The sequence below is a fragment of the Serratia sp. UGAL515B_01 genome (genome assembly GCF_033095805.1).
Classification (GTDB): Bacteria; Pseudomonadota; Gammaproteobacteria; order Enterobacterales; family Enterobacteriaceae; genus Chania.
On the sequence record NZ_CP109901.1, the window covers coordinates 2,773,828 to 2,798,248 of the forward strand.

Genomic DNA, 24,421 nt, shown 5'->3' on the forward strand with positions numbered 1-24,421 from the left:
CCCTTCCAATCAATTAATTAAAATTCATTGGGTTATATTTTATTTTCACTTTGAGTATTTCTTAATTCTGCACTGACAGTAATTTTATGTTGGGCAAAGCTCGCTCGCAGTTTACGAGCATAAACCAAAGCATGTTCGCCATCCCCGTGCAGGCAGACAGTTTCTGCCTGAACAGCAGCCCAACTTCCGCTAATGGTTCGCACCCGATGGTGACGCACCATCTCTAAGGTTTGCTCCAGCGCCTGCTCGTCACTGGCGATCAGTGCCCCAGGCTGCCCACGAGGTACCAAAGTGCCATCAGCCTGATAACCGCGATCGGCAAAAACCTCTTGCCTGGTTGCTAACCCCAGTTTCTCGCCAGCCCGGATAAGCTCACTGCCAGCCAACCCAACCAAACACAATGCCGGGCTGACCGCCAGCACAGCTCTGGCAATCGCGTCGGCTAATGCAGGTTCCACTGCAGCCTGGTTGTAAAGCATACCGTGGGGTTTAACATGGGTCATGACTCCCCCCTCTGCATGCGTAATCGCAGCCAGCGCGCCTAGCTGATAGACAACTTGTGCATAAACCGTCTCCTCAGGTAATTGCATACGGGTACGGCCAAAATTTTCACGATCGAGGAAACTGGGATGTGCACCAATTGCTACACCGTACTGCATCGCCCAGCGTACTGACTGACGCATGGTCTGAGCATCTCCCGCGTGGAAACCACAGGCAATGTTGGCAGAACTCACCAATTGCAGCAGCGCCTCATCATTGGCACAACCTTCACCGAGATCGGCATTTAAATCGACGATCATTTAATCCCCCAGGCAATCTGTTGAATAAAGTGGTCCTGCTCAGCTTTGGCTTGCTGCGCCTCAACTAACGTACAGGAGACAAAACGAATTGTCTCGCCCAGACGGATCTGAGCTAAGTGGTAGAGATCGGCTTCGATAACGCAGGCAATACGCGGATAACCACCGGTCGTTTGCGCATCAGCCATCAGCACGATAGGTTGACCATTATGGGGAACCTGAATCACTCCCGGCAAAAGGCCGTGGGAAAGCATTTCACGTTCAGTCGTGCGCGTTAGGGTACTGCTGCCATACAGACGATAACCCATTCGGTTACTCTGGGGGCTAAGCTGCCAAGCCGTTCGCCAAAAGTCCTCCTGCGCTTTCACACTAAATTCATCATATTCAGGCCCGGGAATGACACGGATACGGTTACTAGACAGTAGTTGTTTAACGCCGATACTGCGCGATGGTAATTTTTGCGACTTGCCCAGCGGCAAACTATCGCCTTCTTTTAATTGCCGACCTTCAAATCCGCCAAAACCTGCTTTGATATCGGTACTGCAGGACCCCAATACTTTTGGGACGGCGATCCCACCGGAAAGCGCCAAATAACTGCGCATCCCATGTTTAGGTAATTTCAGCGTCAGCCGTTGGCCTTTTTTCACTGGATAACGCCAGCCGGTCCACACAGGCTTATCATCCAGTTGTGCATCGCAGCCTGCCCCCGTTAACGCGATCCAACCGGGGCGGGTAAATTCGGCACTAAACTGCCCTAACGTAATCTCAAGACCTGCCGCATCAGGTGCATTCCCCACCAGCAAGTTAGCGATTTTCATTGCAGGCACATCAAGAACACCTCCTTGGCTGACCCCCAACTGCCGGAAACCGTTCCGCCCAAGATCTTGAATCGTGGTGTAAATACCCGCGCGCAAAATTTTCAACATACGCCTTCCTTCTGTGGCACAAAACGCACGTTATCGCCCGGGCGCAGCAGCGTCGGCGGCATTTCTTTAGGATTAAACAACGCCAGAGAGGTACGGCCAATCAATTGCCAACCACCAGGAGTCACCAATGGATAGATACCCGTCTGTTCTCCGCCTATGCCTACCGAACCAGCAGAAACTGACAAACGTGGCTCTGCACGACGTGGGGTAGCAAGCCTTTCAGGCATTCCTCCAAGGTAAGTAAATCCAGGCTGGAAGCCGAGGAAGTAAACCACATAGAGCGCCGACGAATGGCATTCAACAACCTGCTTCGCCGTCATGCCAGTATGCTGAGCCACTTCATCCAAATCAGGCCCATACTCACCGCCATAGATAACCGGGATATCCACATTACGAGATTCGAGCTCCAGACTTTCGCTTCCTTCCCAACCCTGCCGCAAAAGTGCAATCATCGCATCGGCATCTGCTTTTGGCGTATGCAGCAGTAACGTCAGATTGTTCATGCCAGGAACCACTTCCTGCACATCGCTGTGTTGGGTTAATTTTTCCGCCAATGCCCAGATGCGCTGTTGGCTGTGTAACGTCACGGGTGGTGCCAATTCAAGCACTACAGCGCGTTCCCCCAGTAGATAATATCGTGCTCGTTGCACCCTAATCTCCTTATAACGTCGTCTTTCATACCACAGCGTAGTTGGCTTAATCTGACATTTATTATTTGTAAGGTTTATCTGTTATGTGTGGCACCATGCCCACTGTCAAGAGAATAACTTATTGGTAAATAAGGGGGTTAGTATTATTAACGGGTTCAACAAACCGAACCCGAAGGCGATCAGGCAGGATTAGGGATATCGATGAAGGTTACGTCAAAACCGTGATGATCTGCCAACCACTCGCCCAACGCCTTGACACCTCCACGTTCCGTGGCGTGATGACCCGCAGCAAAAAAGTGTACCCCCAACTCACGAGCGCTATGGATGGTTTGTTCAGACACCTCACCACTGATAAAAGCATCCACACCAAAACACGCAGCGCTATCGATAAATCCCTGACCGCCACCGGTACACCAGGCGACCTTGCGTATATGCTCAGGGGTATTATCGCCACAGTGCAATACTGCACGACCAAGACGGCTTTCTATGCGCCTTTGCAGTTCGCTGCCGCCCAACGGTTGCTCAAACTCACCATAGGGCACTAAAGGTTCAACCTCACCGAGCACACGGATCCCCAAAAGTTGCGCCAGTTGTGCGTTATTCCCCAGCACCGGGTGCGCATCCAAGGGTAAGTGATACGCATAAAGATTGATATCATTACTCAACAACGTTTTCAGCCGGTTACGCTTCATACCGCGCACGGCAGGCGCTTCGTTTTTCCAGAAATAACCGTGATGCACCACAATAGCATCCGCCTGATGTTCCACCGCCGCATCCAGTAACGCTTGGCTCGCGGTCACCCCTGTGACAATACGCTGAACCTGCGCTCGCCCTTCCACCTGCAGGCCATTAGGCGCATAGTCCTGAAAAGCAGCACAATTCAGTTCGATATTGATCAGATTTTCCAGTTCGATGTTACGCATACTTATCTCACTTTTTCAAAATTGTTGCCGTTCGCCCTGTTCCATCAAGATAAATTTAACGCCCAGATCATTACCCTGTTCCAGTTGCTGCTTGATGATAGCTCGCACATCCTCACCTTGTTTAAGGGTTGGTTTTATATGGCTGATTACCACCGGCAGACCTTTCAATGAACCCTCGCCGCCGCTGTACTGTTGCAGATTTTTAAGCTCTTTCAGTAACCATGTTGGTGTCAAATGCCCATAAAGATGCTGATCTTCCGCTCTGTCAGGATAAGAAGTTTCTATGATCATTCCTTTCAGCTTCTTCTGCTCAATCAGTGGGCCAAGCACGCGCCAGATGGTGTCCAAATTGCGCGATTTCTCCAACACATCAGGGCCGGTATCACCAAAATAAGCAAATGCCCCTTCACGGTCAGAAACCAACAACATAGAGGAAGAGTAATTATCGTGGCTGAGTGAGTACAACACCCCACTCAAGCCAGTCAGCCCCAGAGTCACAGGTTGCTGTGGCCGCACAGTCTGCAAGCGATAAGTGCCGAGTCGAGTACCATTACCCGCATCGGTAAAATTCGGCCAGGATTTCCAGTTAAAGTAATGATTACGCAAAGTCAGTACGGTATCGGCCTGCGCATACACGGTCTTTTTCTCATCGTCCGGTGAAGCGATAATCAACCCCGCGACATGATCAAGATGTCCATGGCTGATAAAATAACTGTCGATTAATTTACGAAATATGTACCCTTGTGGCGTATAGGGAGCCGCCAGTTCAGGCGTTACCTGCGGAAAGCTGCCCTTTTCAAGCCCTCTGGCAATTCCAGGCAACAGTGTCCCTGCATCCAATGCCAGATACTGTGTCTGACTGTCACTGCGGATCAGATAAGAGGTCAGGTTGCCATCACTGACACCACCATCAACACCGAGTGCCACTACGTCAAAACCGGCCAATGCCCATGCGGAATATCCCCCTAAACAAAGAGCCAGTATTTTTTTCATCATCAGGAAGTTCCTTGCTATTGCGCTAAGATCCCTTTTGCTTGGCAACTTCGAAAGCCGCTAGCGTATCCAAACGGGCTTGCTTGTGATCGACAATCGGCAACGGATAGTCAAGCACACGTCGCTGTTTCTCCGCCCAGAGGTGAGGTTGATGAATATATTTTTCGGGTATTTCCGCCAGTTCGGGTAACCATTGACGAATAAAAACACCTTGCGGATCAAAACGCTCACCTTGAGTTGTCGGGTTGAAAATGCGGAAATAAGGCGCAGCATCCGTACCGGTAGAAGCGGCCCACTGCCAACCGCCATTATTAGCAGCTAAATCACCATCCAGCAGTTGAGACATGAAATAACGTTCACCTGCACGCCAATCGATCAACAGATCTTTTACCAGGAAACTGGCAGTGATCATCCTCAACCGATTATGCATCCAACCCGTTTTATTCAGTTGGCGCATGGCAGCATCGACGATGGGATAACCGGTTTTCCCCTCTTGCCATGCTTGTAAGGCTTCATCGTTGCTGTTCCAACAGACATTATCTGTCCAATCGATAAAAGGACGATGCTTGCATAGTGATGGATATGCCACCATCAAGTGACGATAAAATTCGCGCCAAATCAGTTCATTCAACCAACAAAACGCCCCGCTTTCCGGTGTTTCTAACACATCAGGACATTCTACATACAGACGGTTAAAACACTGCCGGGGGGAGAGTACGCCGATCGCCAGATACGGTGATAAGTTGCTGGTCCCTGCGATAGCAGGCAGATCGCGCTGTTTCGCATAGTTTTGTACCTGTTCACGGCAAAACGTACGCAACCTGTGTAGCGCAGACTCTTCACCTGCAGGATACGCATCACCGATTTCAGCGTATGGGTAGTCGAATACTTTGGGGACACTATATTCGATAGCATTTCCCCTTGCGCGGGGTGCTGGTAAGGAGGTCACATCGCTTTCGGCCAAGCGTTGGAGAAAGGCACGACGAAATGGCGTATAAACCTTGTACATCTCGCCACTACCTGTCTGCACACTACCTGGTGGTAGCAACAAGCTATCGTCGAAACCGTAGCACGTAACGTACCCTGTCAATGCCTTCTCGAGTTGGCTGTCACGTTGCAATTCATTGATTTCATATTGCCGGTTGTAGAACAGTGTGGTGACCTGGTGTTGCTGACAAAATGCTGATAGCCAAGTAACAGATTCAGCAAAATCGTGACATTGATGAGTAATCAGTTCAATCCCCCGTTCCGCAAGGGCATGTTGAACCTGCAATAAATTGGCGTAAATAAAGGCAGCTTGACGGCTGCTCATATGATGACTCTGCCACTGGTCAGGTGTTGCAATAAACACAGCTAACACAATAGCTTCAGGATCGCTGCAAGCGGCGTGAAGTGCTTTGTTGTCGGTAATACGCAGATCGTTACGTAACCAGACCAGATGAGTGGCCATAACATTCCTTGCTGTTTTAGTGACCGTAACGCAGACGCAGCGCCTCTGGATAAGGCTCAAAGTAGCGCTGCTGTGCGAGATAACTATCAGGATATTCAGCCATATAATGTTTCAACAATGTAATCGGTGCCAACAGTGGCTGCACTCCTTGACGATAGCGTTCGATCAGCTGAGCCAGTTCTTGGCGTTGTGCCCCACTAAGTTGGTTACGGAAATAACCCTGAACGTGCATTAATACGTTAGTGTGATTACGGCGAGTGGCTTTGTGCGCCAGCAAGGTCATCAGGCGCTGGCGATATTCCACGGCAAACGCGTCTAGTGAATCCCACTTTTCAATACCCGCGACAAAGCGCCCCAACTCCCGATACTCTGGCTGCGAGTGCGCCAACAACAATAACTTGTAGCGGCTATGGAACGCGATTAACCCGCCACGCGTTAACCCCTTATGCCAAAGCGTATTCAGTTCATAAAGGGCAAATACGCGTTCGACAAAGTTTTCCCGCAATACAGGATCGTTGAGACGCCCATCTTCTTCCACTGGCAACCAAGGGAACTGCCGCATCAACTCGGCAGTAAACAACCCAACGCCACTTTTGCGCGACCCGGCACCGTTTTCATCGTAGACTTTGACTCGTTCCATCCCACAACTGGGTGATTTGGCGCAAACGATATAACCACATAAATGTTGCAGGCTACTCACTCGTTGCTCTGAGAATTGTTGCATTTTATCGGTCAAATCAACATTACGGTCACTGCTATTACACAGCAATGTCTGTTGCCCGCTTTTTATCAATCTTAGCGCAGGCCGAGGGGTAGGTAGACCAATTGCCATCTCGGGGCAAATGGGTTCAAATTGTACATAGGGCGCTAGTTGTTCAACGGCAAACTCACACCGTTTATGCCCACCATCAAAACGCACAGAGCTGCCCAATAGGCAAGCACTGATGCCGATGGTAATTTTGTCACTCATATCCCGCCTCCAGCAACACAGATAATGTCGAGAGTATATCCCCAAGTTCATTCAAGTTGCAGGTAGGTAGCCAACTGGTGACAACTACTCAGCTCACTATATAGCTGGTGCAGCGCAAACCTGCCGGTCGCAGATTTCAGACTGCTCACAAAGCCCATTATTAGGTAGAACGTACCGATGGCGTCGTAACGGCGTAAGCCGCCGTAGTGCCCCTCAGTGCGCCAAGCCTGGGTATATCAGGTTAGAAGGCGACTTTGTCATCAACCTCAAACCTGCAGGTAGCAGGTTTGAACACCGCTAACAGCGACACTTCGCGAGTTCCCATAGCCAGCACTGCTGCTTGAATGGCAACGAGTATAGAAGAGATTGGAGGCGGATACGACCATACAGTGCAAGGATAAAGGGAGGATACTAAATAAAAAACCCCTCGCTATAGAAGCGAGGGGTTTAGAAAAAACGACGGCAAGTAAAAATCAGTAATAGTCGCAGGCTGCCATTTCTGCCTGTTGCAACCAGACAGGCTTATCGCTCGTTTTGGACCATACTCGGTGCAGGTAGCTGTAGAAACGTGCACGATCGTTACGGAACAGCATCACGGGTAAAGCCACAATACCGACCAGAATCACTGCGCTTCGGCGCAAGAGGATCCGATGCAGCGGGTAGGCGTGATAGTTAGACATACGAACCTCCTTCAAAATATTCGCACTGTGTTGTCAAAGCACAGTGCAATATGAACGGTTAAACAAGATAAATTGGAAACTGAACAAAATATTATCGTATTTCGTGTAATTTTACTACTCATCCGACCACTAAATTGCACAAAAAAATCGCAAAAATACCCATGAACAGGTAAATTTGTTACAAATAGGTTAATAAAAAACTCAACATTGGTTGCAGCGTGTCTTTTAGACGGTTTTTATTAAGTGGGCACTTCCATTCATCCTGCGAACAAAAACGCTATTTTTAGCTTAAAAATCAGCCATTTTTATACTTTTTTTACACCTATCGCTGCTATTTTTTCAGTTTCTTTCCAATCTAGCCTCTAGACTCAGACTATCTAAACCACACCAAGGGAGGTGTCCCATGAGTCTCAGCGTTATCGGTGGCGCGCTATTGGTTCTCTTACTACTGGGCTATCTGATTTATGCCCTGTTTAACGCGGAGGACTTTTAATGGCAGCTTCAGCCTTCTTATTGATCGCCAGTTTTATGCTGGTGCTTCTTTTACTGGCCCGCCCACTCGGTGCCTTTTTAGCGCGCCTGATCGATGGAGAACTGTTACCAGTCTTACGCCATTTGGAAAACGCTGTCTGGCGCTGCTGTGGTAATGACACCGCAGAAATGAACTGGTGGCAGTACGCACTGGCCATCATGTGGTTCAACCTACTTGGCATCGTGCTGCTATTTCTAATGTTGATGGCACAAGGTTCATTGCCACTCAACCCGCAGGGGTTTCCTGGTTTGTCATGGGACCTGGCACTGAACACCGCCATCAGTTTTGTGACTAATACCAACTGGCAGGCTTACAGCGGTGAAAGTACACTGAGTTACTTCAGCCAAATGGTGGGGCTGACAGTGCAGAACTTCTTGTCCGCCGCGACCGGTATCGCTGTTGCATTCGCTCTGATCAGGGCTTTTGCACGTCATTCAAGCGCAACTATTGGTAACCCTTGGATAGATATTCTACGTATTACTTTATATGTGCTGTTGCCTCTCTCATTCATTATTGCGCTGTTTTTTGTCAGCCAAGGCTCATTGCAAAACTTTCTGCCTTATCTGCATCTGAATACATTAGAAGGTGCGCAACAAACCTTACCTATGGGGCCAGTCGCTTCTCAGGAAGCAATCAAAATGCTGGGCACCAACGGCGGGGGATTCTTCGGCGCTAACTCCGCACATCCATTTGAGAATCCAACGGTACTGACCAATTTTGTGCAAATGTTAGCGATATTTCTGATCCCCTGTGCACTTTGCTTCTCTTTCGGTCAGGTTGCCGGTGAGAACCGCCAAGGTCATGCCCTGATCTGGGCGATGGCCCTGATCTTTATCGTTGCCGTGATTGTCGTTATGAACGCTGAACTGTCAGGCAATCCGCATTTAAGTGCCCTAGGTAGTAGTAGCAACATCAATATGGAAGGTAAGGAATCCCGTTTCGGTATTCTCGCCAGCAGTATGTTCTCGGTAGTAACCACCGCAGCCTCCTGCGGTGCCGTTAACGCCATGCTCGACTCCTTTACGCCAGTAGGCGGCATGATACCTATGTGGCTGATGCAGATTGGCGAAGTGGTATTCGGCGGCGTGGGCTCCGGTCTGTATGGCATGCTGTTGTTCGTTTTGCTGACCGTGTTTATTGCCGGGTTAATGATTGGCCGGACACCAGAATACCTCGGCAAAAAAATTGATGTCTATGACATGAAAATGACCGCTCTGGCCATCCTAGTAACACCCACTCTCGTGCTACTGGGAAGCGCATTAGCCATCGCCACCGATGCCGGCCGCGCGGGTATTCTCAACCCAGGTGCGCATGGTTTCAGTCAAGTGCTGTATGCCCTTTCCTCTGCCGCTAACAACAACGGCAGCGCTTTCGCTGGCTTAAGCGTGAATACCCCGTTTTACAACCTATTATTGGCCTTTGTAATGTTCGTAGGCCGTTTCGGGGTGATCCTGCCGGTTCTGGCCATTGCGGGTTCCTTATGTGTCAAAAAACGCCAGCCTGCAGGTAACGGAACGTTGCCAACTTATGGGCCGCTGTTTATCGGCCTGTTGATCGGCAGCATCCTGCTGGTCGGGGCACTAACCTTTGTTCCAGCACTGGCGCTGGGCCCGGTAGCCGAACATTTACAGCTTTGGTTGGCCAACTAACCGTCACAATAGAGAGAAAAAGACGATGACTCGCAAACAACGTGCGCTATTTGAACCTGCACTGGTGCGTACCGCACTGATCGATGCGGTGAAAAAACTGGAGCCTCGTGTCCAGTGGCGCAACCCAGTGATGTTTGTTGTGTACATTGGCAGTATCCTAACCACTGCCATCTGGCTGACGATCTTGATAGGTAAAACCGAGGGTAACGCTGCGTTTACCGGCAGCATCTCACTGTGGTTGTGGTTTACCGTACTCTTCGCCAACTTCGCCGAAGCCCTGGCAGAGGGGCGCAGCAAAGCTCAGGCAGAAAGTCTGAAAGGAACCAAAAAAACCAGTTGGGCGAAGAAACTCGTCTCGCCAAAGCACGGTGCCCCTACCGAGAGAGTATCGGCAGAAAGCCTGCGTAAAGGTGATATGGTGTTGGTTGAGGCTGGTGACACCATCCCTTGCGATGGCGAGGTGCTTGAAGGGGGTGCCTCGGTCGATGAAAGTGCCATTACTGGCGAATCTGCTCCGGTTATTCGCGAATCGGGTGGTGACTTCTCTTCAGTCACGGGGGGGACCCGCGTCCTGTCTGATTGGCTGATCGTACAATGCAGTGTCAATCCGGGAGAAACCTTCCTCGATCGCATGATCGCTATGGTAGAAGGTGCCAAACGTCGTAAAACACCTAACGAAGTTGCCCTGACTATTTTGCTGGTTGCGTTGACCATTGTGTTCGTACTGGCAACGGCAACGCTGTTCCCTTACTCACAATACAGCGTAGAAGCCGCGGGTAGCGGCACCATAGTATCAATCACCGTGTTGGTTGCTTTACTGGTTTGCCTGATCCCGACCACCATCGGAGGGCTACTGTCTGCCATTGGTGTCGCCGGAATGAGCCGGATGCTGGGTGCCAACGTCATCGCCACCAGTGGACGGGCAGTGGAGGCGGCTGGTGACGTAGACGTATTGCTGTTGGATAAAACCGGGACCATTACTCTTGGTAACCGACAGGCTTCTGAGTTCCTACCTGCACCAGGTGTCAAGGAGCAAGAGCTGGCAGACGCCGCACAACTCTCATCACTGGCTGATGAAACACCAGAAGGCCGCAGTATTGTGGTACTGGCAAAACAACGCTTCAATTTACGTGAACGTGATTTGCAGGCGTTGAACGCGACCTTTGTTCCTTTCTCGGCACAAACGCGTATGAGTGGTGTCAACGTGCAGGATCGCTTGATCCGTAAAGGCGCGGTAGATGCCATTCGTCGCCACGTAGAATCCAATCATGGCCATTTCCCCCGTGCCGTAGACGATCTGGTGGAAAGCGTCGCGCGTACCGGTGGCACACCGCTGGTCGTGGCCGAAGGGTCACGGGTGCTCGGCGTGGTCGCACTGAAAGATATCGTTAAAGGTGGGATTAAAGAACGCTTCGCCGAGTTGCGTAAAATGGGCATCAAAACGGTGATGATCACCGGGGACAATCGTTTGACCGCTGCTGCTATCGCTGCCGAAGCGGGCGTAGACGATTTTCTGTCAGAGGCCACGCCTGAAGCCAAACTGGCGCTGATCCGGCAGTACCAGGCGGAGGGTCGCCTAGTGGCAATGACCGGTGACGGGACAAATGATGCCCCCGCTTTGGCACAAGCCGACGTGGCGGTTGCCATGAACTCTGGCACTCAAGCTGCAAAAGAAGCAGGTAACATGGTTGACCTTGACTCCAACCCTACCAAGCTGATTGAAGTGGTGCATATTGGCAAACAAATGCTGATGACGCGCGGCTCACTCACCACTTTCAGTATTGCCAACGATGTAGCGAAATACTTTGCCATTATTCCCGCAGCCTTCGCGGCAACCTATCCACAGTTAAATGCGCTGAACATTATGCAGCTACACTCCCCTTCCTCCGCCATTATGTCGGCGGTGATCTTTAACGCATTGGTGATCGTGTTCCTAATTCCACTGGCGTTGAAAGGCGTGAGTTATAAGGCGATGAGCGCCGCAGCACTGCTGCGGCGAAATCTGTGGCTGTATGGCGCTGGGGGATTGCTGGTACCGTTTGTGGGGATCAAGCTGATCGACCTGCTGTTAACCGCGATAAATATGGCGAACTAACGCTTTCAGGCCGTGGCAATCAGCCTGCAACTTGCAGGTATGAAGAAAATAACGAGGAAATCATCATGTCTTACTTGCGCCCTTCACTGGTTATGTTGGTCCTGCTAACGCTGATCACCGGTATCGCCTACCCATTGCTAACCACCGGGTTATCACAATTGCTCTTCAACGGAGCAGCTAATGGTTCACTACTCTACCAGGGCGATAAAGTGGTAGGATCAGCTTCGATTGGCCAGAATTTTTCCCAACCGGGCTATTTCTGGGGGCGCCCTTCCGCGATCGGTGACTCGGCTTATAATGCCTTAGCATCCGGCGGCAGCAATCTAGCTGCCACCAACCCGGTTTTGGATAAAGCGATTGCCGAACGGGTTAAACAACTCCGTCAGGCTAACCCGACAATGAGCGGCCCTATTCCTGTTGATCTGTTGACCGCGTCAGGGAGTGGGCTTGACCCTCAGATTTCCGTTGCTGCCGCGCAATACCAATTGGCCCGTATCGCCCAAGCACGTCAACTCCCTGAGGCACAGGTCGCCAAGCTGATAGAAGAAAACACAGATAAGGCGACGCCAAATTTTATGGGGGAATCGGTGGTGAACGTGCTTAAACTCAATATGGCCTTGGATGCGCTGAAATAAAGGGAACCCTTATGGTGGATGAGGAACAGCTACGCCCCGATCCTGACAGCCTATTAGCATTAGCCAATGAAAAACCGCGTGGCAAGCTGAAGGTTTTCTTTGGTGCCTGTGCCGGTGTTGGCAAAACCTACGCCATGCTGCAAGAGGCGCAACGGCTGCGGTTACAGGGGCTTGATGTTCTGGTTGGCGTGGTGGAAACACATGGCCGCAGCGAAACCGCAGCTCTGCTTGATGGGTTGACGATCCTGCCACAAAAACGCATCCAACACCGCGGTCGTCTGCTGCATGAGTTCGATCTTGATGCTGCCCTAGCACGCCATCCGGCATTGATCCTCATGGATGAGCTGGCACACAGCAATGCCCACGGTTCTCGTCATCCGAAACGTTGGCAAGACGTGGAGGAGTTACTGGATGCCGGTATCGACGTATTGACTACGGTTAACGTCCAGCATCTGGAAAGCCTTAACGACATCGTTGGCGGTGTTACCGGTGTGAGAGTAAGAGAAACGGTCCCCGACCATGTTTTTGATGAGGCAACAGAAGTAGTGCTGGTGGATCTCCCCCTGACGACCTGCGTCAAAGGTTAAATGAAGGGAAGGTATATATTCCTGGCCAGGCAGAACGTGCCATTGAGCATTTCTTCCGCAAAGGTAACCTGATTGCTTTGCGCGAGCTGGCACTGCGACGCACCGCTGACCGCGTCGACGATCAAATGCGAGCCTTCCGCGAAACCCAAGGGCGTGAAAAAGTCTGGCATACGCGCGACAGTATCTTGCTCTGCGTCGGCCATACCAGCGGCAGCGAAAAACTGGTGCGTATCGCTGCGCGGCTGGCGGCTCGCCTTGGTTGCCACTGGCACGCGGTCTATGTCGAAACACCTAAACTACATCGCCTGCCGGAAAATCAGCGGAGAGCTATTCTGCGGGCTTTACGACTGGCACAAGAGCTGGGGGCAGAAACAGCCACCCTTTCCGATCCCTCGGAAGAGCGCGCGGTATTACGTTATGCGCGGGAACATAATCTGGGGAAAATCATTATTGGCCGCCGAGGTGAACAACGTTGGAAGTTACGTGGCAGCTTTGCCGATCGCCTTGGCCACCTTGGACCAGATCTCGATCTGGTGATCGTGGCATTGGAAAACGATGCACCGCTGCCACAAATCAAAGAGCATGATAGCCGTACCTTTAGCGAAAAATGGCGTTTTCAATTACGAGGATGTGGCGTGGCCGTAGCGCTATGCGCCATCATAACGCTGATGTCGCAATGGTTACTCCCAGGCTTTGATCAAGCTAATCTGGTGATGGTCTATCTGTTGGGTGTGGCTATTATCGCGTTATTCTATGGCCGCTGGCCTTCGGTACTGGCGGCAGTCATCAACGTTGCCAGCTTCGATCTCTTTTTTGTCCAACCCAAATGGTCGTTTGCCATTAGCGATATGCAGTACCTGCTGACGTTTGCCGTTATGCTAACCGTGGGTATCACTATAGGAAATCTGACAGCTGGGGTTCGCTACCAAGCCAGAGTTGCGCGTTATCGCGAACAACGAGCACGACATTTGTATGAAATGTCGCGTGGGCTCAGTAAAGCATTAAGCAGTGAAGATATTGCTAAAACCAGTCGCTATTTTCTTTCCAGCAGCTTTCAGGCGAAAGCCGCATTACTACTGCCACAAGAAGACGGTTCTTTAAAACAAGTGGTAGCTGAAGAAGGGGGTCTACTGTCGGTGGATGAAGCCATCGCACGCTGGAGTTATGGCAAAGGTCTACCTGCCGGTGCGGGCACCGACACCTTGCCCGGTGTCCATTACCAATTGATGCCACTAAGCACCTCCAAACAGACGTTTGGTCTGTTGGCTATTGAGCCAAATAATCTGCGCCAACTTATGGTGCCGGAACAACAGCGCTTGCTACAGACTTTCGCTGTGCTGATTGCCAGTGCTTTAGAACGTCTGCACCTGGCGCGCAGTGCAGAAGTCGCCAAACTAGAGGCGGAACGGGAGCAGCTACGCAATTCGTTGCTGGCTGCACTCTCGCACGATTTGCGAACACCACTCACCGTCCTGTTTGGCCAGGCGGAAATACTCACACTGGATTTGGCGGCTGAAGGCTCTAAGCACGCAACGCAAGCCAGCCAAATCCGCCAGCAGGTGTTGAGCACTACTCGCCTGGTGAACAACCTGCTAGATATGGCACGCATCCAATCCGGCGGTTTTAACCTGCGCAAAGAGTGGCAATCCTTGGAGGAGATTGTCGGGGCGTCTCTGCATATGCTGGAACCACTACTCATGCTGCATCAAATCAAAGTTGAACTACCCAAAGAGATGGTGCTGGTCAATTGCGACGGAAGCCTACTTGAACGCGTTTTCACTAACCTGTTGGAAAATGCCAATAAATATGCAGGTTCCGAAGCAACTATCGGTATACGTGCGCATTGCCTACCAGAATGGCTTGAGGTCGAGGTTTGGGATAACGGTCCAGGTATTCCGGCTGAGCAAACACAGCTTATCTTTGATAAATTCTCTCGCGGCAATAAAGAGTCAGCAATTCCTGGCGTGGGCTTGGGGTTAGCGATTTGTCGTGCCATTATTGAAGTTCACGGCGGTCGTATCTGGGCAGAAAATCGCAAAGAAGGCGGAGCCAGCTTCCGCTTTATGCTGCCGCTGGAAAAAGTCCCTGAGCTGGAGGGAGATGATATTGACCTATGATCGAACGATAGAGGCCCCGTGACCACATCGCCAACCAATATTTTGATTGTTGAAGACGAAAAAGAGATCCGGCGCTTTGTAAGAACCGCGCTGGAGAGCGAGGGTTTGCGGGTGTTTGAAAGTGAAACGCTGCAACGTGGGCTGATCGAGGCCGGCACGCGTAAACCAGATCTGATCATCCTTGATTTGGGGTTGCCTGATGGCGATGGATTAAACTACATCCGCGATTTGCGTCAATGGAGCACAATTCCGGTGATCGTGCTTTCAGCACGCCATGCAGAAGAAGACAAAATTTCCGCATTGGATGCCGGTGCTGATGACTATCTGTGCAAACCTTTTGGCATTGGGGAATTGTTGGCCAGAGTGCGAGTTGCGCTACGTCGCCACTCCGGTAACTCACAAGAAAATCCTGTGGTAACCTTCTCGGATATCACTGTCGATCTGATCAACCGCAGGGTACTGCGTGATGGTGAAGACCTGCACCTGACACCTATCGAGTTTCGTTTGCTGGCAGAATTACTGGCAAACTCCGGCAAAGTAATTACCCAGCGCCAATTGCTGAGCCATGTCTGGGGACCCAATTACGTTGAACACAGCCATTATCTACGGATCTATATGGGCCATCTGCGACAAAAGCTGGAAACAGATCCGGCACGCCCAAAGCATTTACTGACAGAAACCGGCGTTGGTTACCGGTTTATGCCATAACTCATGTGGACGCTACTAACAACGATCTAGGGAGCCACTCGCGCGAGCATAAAAAGAAAACACTATTTTGCGGAGGCCAGTACTGCACTGACGATTTCAACGGCTTCGTGCTCTATCTTTTCGCGATGTTCAACCCCGAGGAAACTCTCACAGTAGATCTTATAGGCTTCTTCGGTGCCTGAAGGGCGAGCAGCAAACCAACCATTATCAGTCATCACTTTCAGGCCACCAATCGAAGCTCCATTACCCGGCGCGGTGGTCAAACGTGCAGTAATCGGATCGCCTGCCAACGTGCTGGCTGTTACCATTTTTGGCGACAACTTCGACAAGGCGGCCTTCTGTGCTGACGTTGCTGGTGCCTGTAGACGGTTATAACTCGGTGCCCCAAAGCGTTTAGCCAGATCATCATAATGATGCTGCGGATTTTCTCCGGTGATTGCTGTTATTTCTGCCGCCAGCAGACACATGATGATACCGTCTTTGTCTGTAGACCAAGGCGTACCGTCAAAACGCAAGAATGAAGCCCCAGCGCTTTCCTCACCACCAAATCCAAGAGAACCATCAAACAGCCCCTCAACAAACCATTTGAAACCCACGGGGACTTCTATCAGTTGGCGATCCAGATCGGCAACCACACGGTCGATCATCGCACTGGATACCAAAGTTTTGCCCACAGCAACATCCTCCCTCCACTGCGGACGATGTTGGAAAAGATAATTGATGGCTACCGCCAAATAATGGTTCGGGTTCATCAGGCCCTTTGGCGTGACAATACCGTGGCGGTCATAGTCTGGATCGTTAGCAAAGGCCAGATCGAATTTATCACGCAGAGCCAACAAACCGGCCATTGCCGACTCAGAAGAACAGTCCATGCGAATGATACCGTCATGGTCAAGGTGCATGAAACGGAAAGTCTGATCGATCGAATCATTAACCAACGTTAAATCAAGTTTGTAATGCTCGGCAATCCGCTGCCAGTATGCAATGCCAGAACCACCGAGTGGATCAACACCAAGCTTCAGCCCCACCCGCTGAATAGCTGGCATATCAATAATTTCCACCAGCCCAGTGACATAAGGCTGTACCAAATCCTGAGCATGAAGATAGCCACTATTCCAGGCTTTTTCCAACGATTGACGTTGAACACCCTGTAATTTAAGTGTCAGTAGCTCATTGGCGCGTTTTTCAATCACCGAAGTTAGATTAGTGTCAGCGGGGCCACCGTTTGGCGGATTATACTTAATACCACCATCTTCCGGCGGGTTGTGCGAAGGCGTAATAACAATGCCGTCAGCGACTGCTCCGCCTTTACGGTTGTGCGACAAGATAGCATGTGACACAGCCGGTGTTGGTGTGAAGCCATTATCTTCTTGTACAACAACCTCAACACCATTGGCAGTCAAAACTTCCAGCACGGAAATGAAGGCGGGCTCAGAGAGAGCATGAGTATCCTTGCCTACATAACAAGGGCCAGTGGTGCCCTGCTCGCGGCGAACTTCGGCGATAGCCTGTGCTATCGCCAGGATATGCGCTTCATTAAAACTCTGGCGTAAAGCACTGCCACGGTGCCCTGATGTGCCGAATTTTACAGCATGAGCCGCATTACCGATTTCCGGTTCAAGCACATAATACTGTGACGTTAGTTGAGCTACGTTGATCAAATCACTTTGCTGAGCGGGTTGCCCGGCACGTGGGTCATTCGCCATCGACTCTCTCCCTTATGCCAGTACCGCGGCCGGGCAACATATCGCTTACGACCACCGTCACAGGCTGTTTGCTAAATTAGACAGTACCGCAAACTTTCTCGATCAGTTCCGCCGGGAACTGCATAGCCTGCATGATGTGTTCGATCATGCTACGCTTGCGGCCAGTATTAGTGTTAGTAATCACCCAATAAGGCGTACCTGAAACCTGCTTGGGTTTAGTATGCGTTCCGTTTGCCAACAACGTTTGCTGATCGCCAGCAAAATAGGTACGAGTGCGCCCATGCAACGCATCGGTTGCTATTGAAAACCCTTTTGGATCAATAGAATATAAAGTGGAAAGTATCATCATAAAACGATTTATCGCTTTATTCTGTTCGGTATACTCATTCGACAACAGTAGTTCATGCACAACACGCTCATGCGACAGTTTTGCTGGAACGGCAACAACAGGCATATTAGCCTGAGCCGCCTCAACAACAGTTGACATGTTACGTGCAGGAATGCCTGCGGTAAATTTCAGCATGCGCCGTAAAATATCAGACGCACTTTCACCAATGTGCTGCGTATGGCTGGCAATGTAGCGGTAAAGTTCTTCGTCAACTTCTATAGTTTTCATCTTTATCCAAAACGATAATGCAATTGATTTTTATGGTATTTAAAGAAAAACTTAATTTTCACCTACATATTTATATATCTGGTTTTACTGTAATTCACTGCCTTTGGCTAGATTAACAGACTCTAGAGGACCCGCCAACTTTACCGCTATGACTTTGGGGAATGTTTAGAAAAAGGGTGGCTGGTACAGATAACTGCAAATCTAACATCAGGCTGTATCCGCTAATTACGCACCAGCACTATTGAACGGTCATCTAGAGCAGAGAACAACAATACGGCGATGGCGATCAAACAAGAAAATCCAAGTTCAGGTTTCCTACTTCAGCACTCGCGAACTCTGGGTTTGGCATGAAGAGCCCACATGACTCATCAAGTAGATCAATATCATGATACCTTAACCAAATATCTCAACGTCATGAACTTAACCATGAAACTACATTATCAATTGTTGCCCCAAGAGGTTTCCACCACGGCAACATTACCCATCGTCTTGATCCATGGCCTCTTTGGCAATCTGGACAACCTGGGCGTGCTAGCACGCGATCTGAGCCAACACTATGATGTGTTGAAAGTCGATCTACGCAATCATGGGCTTTCCCCGCACTCTACCGAGATGACTTATCGAGCGATGGCAGAAGATTTGTTAACTCTGTTGAATGCGTTACGGATAGATAAAGCCATCATTATTGGCCATTCTATGGGAGGGAAAGCGGCAATGGCATTAACAGCAATAGCCCCCGAGCGCATTGAAAAACTGATAGTGATCGATATAGCCCCCGTGGCATACAACACCCGTCGTCATGATCGGATTTTTGCTGCTCTGCAAGCTGTGAGCGATGCAGGCATCACACAACGTCAACAAGCAGCCCTATTGATGCGCCAATATCTGGATGAAGAAGGCGTGATCCAGTTCCTGCTGAAGTCCTTCCATGCGGGAACCTGGCGATTCAACCTGCCGGTATTGATTGAACAATACGAAAATATTATCGGCTGGCAGGATATTCCTCCCTGGCCACGTCCAGCGTTGTTTATCCGTGGTGGGCTTTCTCCTTACGTACAGGATAACTATCGCGAAGGCATCATCCGCCAATTCCCACAAGCTCGTGCTCATGTTGTTGCTGGTACCGGTCATTGGGTTCATGCAGAGAAACCAGAGAGCGTATTACGGGTTATTCGTCGCTTCCTTGACGTTTCATAAACGTGTAATGGCGAAAAAACGTGCTAAAGATAATGGCTTAGCGTGCTTGTGGCCAAGTTTGGCATTGTCGGTGCGCCCTCCGCTAGGGTAAGATGACGCGCTATAATTTTGCCGCCCAGTCCAACGTGTGAGTCAGCGCAGGCTGGGGGTGAATTTGGTTAGGGTTTTTTGGCCTGAATTGTGTTAATCAAGCTTTCCAACAACGCGATACACTTGAGAACCTGCCATTTGACAGGCTCCGGATATAGCATTTTTGGGATGCAAACTCCCTTGCAGTACCGCTACCTACTATGGCAAAAGAACAAACGGATCGCACGACGATAGATCTGTTCGCGGATGAGCGCCGTCCGGGGCGCCCGAAGACCAACCCGCTCTCCCGTGATGAACAGCTCAGAATCAATAAGCGCAATCAACTGCGGCGTGACAAAGTACGTGGTTTAAGGCGTGTGGAGCTAAAAATTAACGCTGATGCGGTAGATGCCCTTAACCAACTGGCTGGTCAGCGCAATATCAGCCGCAGTGAGTTAATTGAACAGATGCTGTTAGCACAGTTGGCGGAAGAGTATCCTGAACAATGATCTTGTTAAAGGCATGGCGTTAAGGATGGTGCCATGCCTAATCAGCACGTATAGATAAGTCAAGGCATCGCATAAACATGATAAAACCTTGAGGCAAATTTCTGGCATGATACGCATTTACGGATGAGAAACCGTGCCTTATGTTTAAGATAATCCGGGTGTATAAAGGCGGCAAACGCTAGCCTTAAGATGCAATGTCGACAGGTAGTGCGCAGCCAACCCCAGATAATTTGAACGATGAAAGCACGTTCTCATACCGCGTTTACGCAATACAATCCATTGAATTAAAAGGTTATCTGTAATATGGCTCATGTAGGCATTTTCTTTGGCAGCGATACTGGCAATACCGAAAACATTGCCAAAATGATCCAAAAAACTCTTCGCCAGAAATACGGCAACGATGTCGCCGAAATTTACGACATTGCCAAGAGCAGCAAAGAAGATCTGGAAGCATTTGATATTTTACTGCTTGGTATCCCAACCTGGTACTACGGGGAAGCACAGTGTGATTGGGATGACTTCTTCCCAACGTTGGAAGATATCGATTTCAACGGTAAGCTGGTTGCCTTATTCGGCTGTGGCGATCAAGAAGACTATGCGGAATACTTCTGTGACGCCATGGGGACGATTCGGGACATCATTGAACCACACGGTGCTGCTATCGTGGGCCACTGGCCGACTAAAGGCTACCATTTCGAGGCCTCTAAAGGGCTGGCTGATGACCATCATTTCGTTGGTCTTGCCATTGACGAAGATCGCCAGCCTGAACTGACCAACGAACGTGTTGAAGCCTGGGTTAAACAGATCAGCGAAGAACTGAGCTTGGCTGATATCGTCGGATAAATACGCCATTTGGCCTGTACCGTACAGCCCCTTCCCCTTAATTGTACCGCTGTCGGTCAATTAAGGGGCGCAGCCAAACCCCACAAAGCAGCCTGCGACAGTGCAAAGATAGCTTTGTTAGTGGCTAAAGGTTACTATTTACAGTAACCGGTTCTATAATGAGACGCAGTTAACTCTTTGTGCCAACCGATTGCCACAGGCGATAACGCCTTAACTTGATTTGCATAGTAACAGGACTGAACCCGCATGACTGACAACAACAACGCATTGAAGAAGGCCGGCTTAAAAGTCACGCTTCCGCGACTCAAAATCCTGGAAGTATTGCAGGACCCGAAATGCCATCACGTCAGTGCGGAAGATCTGTACAAAAAACTGATAGACATGGGTGAAGAGATAGGTCTGGCAACCGTATACCGCGTGCTGAACCAATTCGATGACGCCGGCATTGTCACTCGTCACAACTTTGAAGGTGGCAAGTCTGTATTCGAACTGACACAGCAGGACCACCACGATCACCTCATTTGCCTTGATTGTGGCAAGGTGATCGAATTCAGCGATGAGCCTATCGAAGTACGCCAGCGTGATATCGCCAAACAACACGGTATTAAGTTGACCAACCACAGTCTGTATCTGTACGGCCACTGTGAAACAGGTGACTGCCGTGCAGATGAGTCACTACACGATAAAAAATAACTTCACGCCAAGCGTATTGAGAAAACCGCCTTCATTGCATGGCGGCTTTTTTGTTTTTACAAGTTACCAAAAATCCCCGGCCCCCCTTGGGATAGCGATGGTAAAAATCTGACAAAGTAACAGCGCGCTCATACAATACTTGTTACGACTACAACCTAACCCAACCGCCAGGGTGCAGATGGGTTAGGTTAGAGTATTACGCCTTAATTGGCTCTGCACGGCTGAAGCGTTTGCCATCCGGACTAACCGCACGGATGATCACCTTACCCACCACGGCAGGACGCGACTTGTCATCATAACGCTGCCACTGTTTTCCCCCATCAGTTGAGTATTCAATACCCAAGCCTGGCAGAGAAATATTTGCCTCCAGTGTACCACCGATGATACGTGCCCCTGGTACTGGCAAGCGATAGCCCACACCACTTTTATCCAGCTTGGCTAGTTCACGTTGCCCGATCAGGTTGGCAAAGCGCATCCAGTCTTTTTCCAGCGTTCGGATATCCACCAGATGGGTTTCTCCACCCTTATATTCACGGCCAGCTTTATATTCCTGTTCCCAATTTGCACGGTGCCAAGCTCTTTCAGCAACGGACAGAACGCGTGGGAAGATCATGTATTCCATTTCCTGATCGGTGCGTTGTGTTTCACTCCACATCTGGGCAGAAAGACCATAGGCGCCCGGCCATGGCTTGTCGCTCTTGGCAGCAAAATAATTACCGTCGCGGTCAACCGAGGTTTCAGCATTCTGCGGCAGGTTATTTGGCGCAAAGCTGAAGATTTTCTGTTCATCGCTGAAACGAGTTCCCCAGTAATAACCACGCTCGTTCGGGTTAACTTCGTACGGAAAGTCCAGATAGACGTAATCGGGGTTGGAGATAATCACGTCATAACCTTTGTTCGCCCAATCATTAGCCGAGTCGAAACCTCCCCAATACAGCGTATCCCAGAAGTTCACCGCAACATGCTTGGTGGCAAATGCCTGCGAATCTTTCGCATCCTTTAGCCCATCCTGCCACGCCTGCATTCTGTCGATGCCGTGTGATTTCACCAGTTGGCTGACCTCCAGCCCGAAGTAACTAGGCAAATGTTCCATGTCTTCCACTTTGCCGTTTTTGATCATCTGCTGGCACACCTGAGATTTAGCCCAAGGTTTATCTTGCTTGCTCAGATCCAAAATACCTTTGCCAGCCTCTGGGTTCTTAACATCGGTATAGCCAGCGCCCAAACGGATATTTTTTGCTTCATCACCGCCAAAGTGCCAGGTTTTTAGCGGTTGCCCAGCTTCCTTGTGCATCTGAGCGATTTCACCGATCACTTTGTCGACAAAGTTCTTCGATGAATCCAGACATGGGTTTAAGTAACTCTGACGGTTGAAGTACTGGACAGAGGTGGTATTGGAGGTGTCGGTCGGGTCAATCAGGCGAAACTCATTCGCCTCTTTCTCTTTACCCTCGGCATGCAGTTTCTTATAACGCGCTTCCATTGAGATTATCGCTGCACGAGCATGTGCCGGCATATCAATCTCGGGGATCACTTCAATCTGACGCGCCTGAGCATATTTAATGATGTCGATGTACTCTTGGCGAGAGAAGAAACCACCGTGCGGCTCTGGACCGGAACCATACTGTGGCAACAGGCAGCTTGTCTCGCTTAAATCATGGCAACGCTGCCCTCCCACCTCAGTCAACTCCGATATACCTGGGATCTCAATGCGCCAGCCTTCATCGTCCGTCAAATGGAAATGGAATTTATTCAGCTTGTATGCAGCCATCTGATCCAACAGGCGCAATACCGTCTCTTTGTGATGAAAGTTACGCGCAACGTCGAGGAAGATACCGCGATACTGGAAGCGTGGGGCGTCTTTAACCTCTAGCGTAGCAATCTTCTTGCTGCCATCAGATGGCAGTAAAGAGAGGATGGACTGCAGGCCATAAAACACCCCAGCCTGATCGAAACCGGTAACCATGGCCCCTTGCTCACCAATCTTGAGCTGATAAGCCCCCGACACTGCAACATTACCTTTAAAGATACCAGGCTGAATATCGGTTTTTATCGGATAACCAGTTACATTATTGGTAATACCCAGTAATTCAAAACGCTCTCTGATTACGTCAGCAGCTGGTCTGGGTAACGCACTCGGTTCCAAAGCAACACCGTTACCCAAATCAACATCATGTTGATGGATCTTGATCTCCATCGGGGTAGGTATGATCTGACCGCGCAGTGCCGCCATTGGCATCACTCTCAAATCCTGGTTTTTAGCAAAACGGCTTTCCGGCTGCATCAGGATATTGTTGTCATCCTTGGTGCGTTTCCACTGGTCGCCGGTGAACGGGGATACAAACTGCTCTATATCTTCCGTGTCGGTATTTTCCAAGACCCTCGGTTTGGCATCACCTGAGGTTGCATACCAGCGAGGGATAAAGTCATTGCGGAACAGTTGCCAATATTCAGCAGTAATCGGGATTTCAACCGCTCGATTCGCCGGGAAATGAGTGAATTTTTCGGTAGGTTCCAGTCTGTAAAGATCGCCAGTCAGGTGGGTAATTCTGAATTGTTCGTTATCCACTTTCAGCGTCTGACGTGGACTATGGAAATAGATCGCCCAGTCTTTACCTTTGATTTCCTGCCCATCATTACTCAAGGTCATTAGCACTTTATGGCAGGATGCCCAGTCTGCCCCCAGCTTAGCGCAATCGACACCCCGTTCACCCGCACGGTTATCTTGCATCTTGAGGTTTACTTTCAACTGACTGAGTCGGTCAACCAACTGCGGGTTCGCCATAGCCGGTCCTGTACTTCCTAGGAACTCAACGCTTGCCATCAGGGCGGCAAAGACACTCATCTTAAACTTGTTCATCTTCTTCAACCTATAGTGTGATCAGTTGTTGTAAGTACAAATTTTTTCAAAATCAGAAGACGGTGAATAAAGCGGTAACGATGAATTTAACATCTTTCTCATCCTGAAATATGTCGCCGTAGCAGTCGCTCCAATTCGGGCATAGATGCTATTTTGGATTATTCAGAAACAGGAAAAGTGAGGCTGGTTTAGCAGATATAAAAGCGCAGCCTAAGC

20 protein-coding genes and 1 pseudogene are annotated in these 24,421 nt (G+C 50.0%); 10 read left to right on the forward strand and 11 right to left on the reverse strand.

Annotation, left to right across the window (positions count from 1 at the left end; genetic code table 11):
• Positions 1-32: 32 nt before the first annotated feature.
• The 8 genes from pxpA to OK023_RS12500 all read right to left on the reverse strand — a co-directional run bounded on the left by pxpA (position 33) and on the right by OK023_RS12500 (position 7,389).
• Positions 33-800, reverse strand: coding sequence for a 5-oxoprolinase subunit PxpA (gene pxpA / locus OK023_RS12465; protein WP_317693036.1), 768 nt, complete (start codon positions 798-800; stop codon positions 33-35).
• The gene (gene pxpC, locus OK023_RS12470; RefSeq protein WP_317693037.1) at positions 797-1,723 is read right to left on the reverse strand and encodes a 5-oxoprolinase subunit PxpC; all 927 of its coding nucleotides are present in this window, start codon (positions 1,721-1,723) and stop codon (positions 797-799) included. Before pxpC ends, pxpA begins: the two co-directional genes overlap by 4 nt.
• Positions 1,717-2,373 carry a 5-oxoprolinase subunit PxpB gene (gene pxpB, locus OK023_RS12475; RefSeq protein WP_317693038.1) on the reverse strand — a complete coding sequence of 219 codons (657 nt, stop codon included), beginning with the start codon at positions 2,371-2,373 and terminating at the stop codon, positions 1,717-1,719. The genes pxpC and pxpB overlap by 7 nt, the downstream gene beginning before the upstream one ends.
• A 179-nt stretch (positions 2,374-2,552) precedes the next feature.
• A complete protein-coding gene (locus OK023_RS12480) occupies positions 2,553-3,296 on the reverse strand; it encodes a type 2 GTP cyclohydrolase I (RefSeq protein ID WP_317693039.1) in 744 nt (247 codons plus the stop codon).
• Between the two features lie 15 nt (positions 3,297-3,311).
• The gene (locus OK023_RS12485; protein ID WP_317693040.1) at positions 3,312-4,292 is read right to left on the reverse strand and encodes an MBL fold metallo-hydrolase; all 981 of its coding nucleotides are present in this window, start codon (positions 4,290-4,292) and stop codon (positions 3,312-3,314) included.
• Positions 4,293-4,314: 22 nt separating this feature from the next.
• Positions 4,315-5,739 (reverse strand): deoxyribodipyrimidine photo-lyase, encoded by a 1,425-nt coding sequence (phrB, locus tag OK023_RS12490; RefSeq protein ID WP_317693041.1) that lies wholly within the window; start codon positions 5,737-5,739, stop codon positions 4,315-4,317.
• 16 nt (positions 5,740-5,755) lie between these two features.
• Positions 5,756-6,709, reverse strand: coding sequence for a 2-thiouracil desulfurase family protein (locus tag OK023_RS12495; RefSeq protein WP_317693042.1), 954 nt, complete (start codon positions 6,707-6,709; stop codon positions 5,756-5,758).
• Between the two features lie 473 nt (positions 6,710-7,182).
• Entirely contained in the window at positions 7,183-7,389 is a 207-nt protein-coding gene (locus tag OK023_RS12500; RefSeq protein ID WP_317693043.1) for a YbfA family protein, read from the reverse strand.
• Between the two features lie 403 nt (positions 7,390-7,792).
• Between OK023_RS12500 and OK023_RS12505 the strand changes: the two genes are divergently transcribed.
• From OK023_RS12505 to kdpE, 6 genes and pseudogenes are all read left to right on the forward strand, one after another.
• A complete protein-coding gene (locus OK023_RS12505) occupies positions 7,793-7,882 on the forward strand; it encodes a K(+)-transporting ATPase subunit F (RefSeq protein ID WP_317693044.1) in 90 nt (29 codons plus the stop codon).
• Positions 7,882-9,570: a potassium-transporting ATPase subunit KdpA gene (gene kdpA / locus OK023_RS12510; protein ID WP_317693045.1), complete on the forward strand. Its 1,689-nt coding sequence runs from the start codon at positions 7,882-7,884 to the stop codon at positions 9,568-9,570. The genes OK023_RS12505 and kdpA overlap by 1 nt, the downstream gene beginning before the upstream one ends.
• A gap of 25 nt (positions 9,571-9,595) precedes the next feature.
• The gene (gene kdpB, locus OK023_RS12515) at positions 9,596-11,665 is read left to right on the forward strand and encodes a potassium-transporting ATPase subunit KdpB (protein ID WP_317693046.1); all 2,070 of its coding nucleotides are present in this window, start codon (positions 9,596-9,598) and stop codon (positions 11,663-11,665) included.
• A gap of 65 nt (positions 11,666-11,730) precedes the next feature.
• Positions 11,731-12,300 (forward strand): potassium-transporting ATPase subunit KdpC, encoded by a 570-nt coding sequence (gene kdpC / locus OK023_RS12520; protein WP_317693047.1) that lies wholly within the window; start codon positions 11,731-11,733, stop codon positions 12,298-12,300.
• An 11-nt stretch (positions 12,301-12,311) separates the two neighbouring features.
• A pseudogene (gene kdpD / locus OK023_RS12525) lies at positions 12,312-15,004 on the forward strand (two-component system sensor histidine kinase KdpD).
• An 18-nt stretch (positions 15,005-15,022) separates the two neighbouring features.
• Positions 15,023-15,712: a two-component system response regulator KdpE gene (gene kdpE, locus OK023_RS12530; RefSeq protein ID WP_317693049.1), complete on the forward strand. Its 690-nt coding sequence runs from the start codon at positions 15,023-15,025 to the stop codon at positions 15,710-15,712.
• 62 nt (positions 15,713-15,774) lie between these two features.
• On the opposite strand, the gene pgm is transcribed toward kdpE, so the two are convergent.
• Positions 15,775-17,418, reverse strand: coding sequence for a phosphoglucomutase (alpha-D-glucose-1,6-bisphosphate-dependent) (gene pgm, locus OK023_RS12535; RefSeq protein WP_317693050.1), 1,644 nt, complete (start codon positions 17,416-17,418; stop codon positions 15,775-15,777).
• A 76-nt stretch (positions 17,419-17,494) separates the two neighbouring features.
• Entirely contained in the window at positions 17,495-18,034 is a 540-nt protein-coding gene (gene seqA / locus OK023_RS12540; protein ID WP_317693051.1) for a replication initiation negative regulator SeqA, read from the reverse strand.
• A 426-nt stretch (positions 18,035-18,460) separates the two neighbouring features.
• On the opposite strand from seqA, the gene ybfF reads away from it, so the two are divergent.
• The 4 genes from ybfF to fur all read left to right on the forward strand — a co-directional run bounded on the left by ybfF (position 18,461) and on the right by fur (position 21,345).
• Positions 18,461-19,231: an esterase gene (gene ybfF / locus OK023_RS12545; protein WP_317697682.1), complete on the forward strand. Its 771-nt coding sequence runs from the start codon at positions 18,461-18,463 to the stop codon at positions 19,229-19,231.
• A 290-nt stretch (positions 19,232-19,521) separates the two neighbouring features.
• Entirely contained in the window at positions 19,522-19,809 is a 288-nt protein-coding gene (ybfE, locus tag OK023_RS12550) for a LexA regulated protein (RefSeq protein WP_317693052.1), read from the forward strand.
• Between the two features lie 303 nt (positions 19,810-20,112).
• Positions 20,113-20,652, forward strand: a complete 540-nt coding sequence (gene fldA / locus OK023_RS12555) for a flavodoxin FldA (RefSeq protein ID WP_317693053.1) — start codon at positions 20,113-20,115, stop codon at positions 20,650-20,652.
• Between the two features lie 246 nt (positions 20,653-20,898).
• Positions 20,899-21,345 carry a ferric iron uptake transcriptional regulator gene (gene fur, locus OK023_RS12560; RefSeq protein ID WP_317693055.1) on the forward strand — a complete coding sequence of 149 codons (447 nt, stop codon included), beginning with the start codon at positions 20,899-20,901 and terminating at the stop codon, positions 21,343-21,345.
• Between the two features lie 196 nt (positions 21,346-21,541).
• Here fur and OK023_RS12565 read toward each other — a convergent pair whose 3' ends face one another.
• Positions 21,542-24,205 carry a family 20 glycosylhydrolase gene (locus OK023_RS12565; protein ID WP_317693057.1) on the reverse strand — a complete coding sequence of 888 codons (2,664 nt, stop codon included), beginning with the start codon at positions 24,203-24,205 and terminating at the stop codon, positions 21,542-21,544.
• Between the last annotated feature and the right edge of the window lie 216 nt (positions 24,206-24,421).